Consider the following 1,012-nt stretch of genomic DNA (forward strand, 5'->3'; position numbering starts at 1 on the left):
TACGTACAATGTAACAGGATTGCCTGTAACATACACAGATGCAGAAGGTAACCCAGTAGCAAAAGTAGGCGACAAGTATTACAAAGTAAATAATCAAGGTCAACCAGTAGATGCTGATGGTAATCCAAGTACTAAAGTGAATGATAAAGGTCAACCACTAGATGCACAAGGTAATGTAATTGATCCAGTTGATACAACAAAACCATTAAAAACAGCTTTAGTAAATCCAACACCGGAAGCTGATAAAACAAGCACTACAAGCCCAACATCGTTAAATAATGTGAAAAATAATATTCCAACTGTGAACGATGCTGATAAAAAAGCATACGATGTAAATGGTGCTCCAATTGATGGCAAAAACAATACAGCAGCGCCTATTACAGCAAAAGAAGCAGCTGACTTATTGAAACCAACAAAAGATGGAAAACCTAACCCTAACTTTGTAGGTAACAATGCAGCTACAGTATCTGATGTATTGAATGCAGGTTGGAACTTACAAAATAACGGCGAAGCTCGTGATTTTGTAAAACCATATGACACTGTAAACTTTGTGAATGGTGCGAATACAACAGCAGTAGTAACTACATCTGCAGATGGCACAACAAGCAATGTTACGTACAATGTAACAGGATTGCCTGTAACATACACAGATGCAGAAGGTAACCCAGTAGCAAAAGTAGGCGACAAGTATTACAAAGTAAATAATCAAGGTCAACCAGTAGATGCTGATGGTAATCCAAGTACTAAAGTGAATGATAAAGGTCAACCACTAGATGCACAAGGTAATGTAATTGATCCAGTTGATACAACAAAACCGTTAAAAACAGCTTTAGTAAATCCAACACCAGCAGGAGATAAACCAAATACAACATCTCCAACTCAATTGGGCAATGTAGCGAATGGTGCTAACACATTTGAGCCAGTAGATGGCAAAAAAATGGCTAATGATGGTAAATGGTATAATGCAGCGGACGTACTTCCAAATGGTCAACCGAAAGAGAATGTACAACCA

The 1,012-nt window shown here is 37.9% G+C and carries 1 pseudogene; it reads left to right on the top strand.

The window, feature by feature from the left end:
- Positions 1-1,012: pseudogene (locus tag HMPREF3032_RS07620) on the top strand (hypothetical protein); the annotation flags it as partial.

Origin of the sequence: Veillonella sp. DNF00869 (assembly GCF_001553345.1) — a bacterium.
Lineage (GTDB): Bacteria > Bacillota > Negativicutes > Veillonellales > Veillonellaceae > F0422.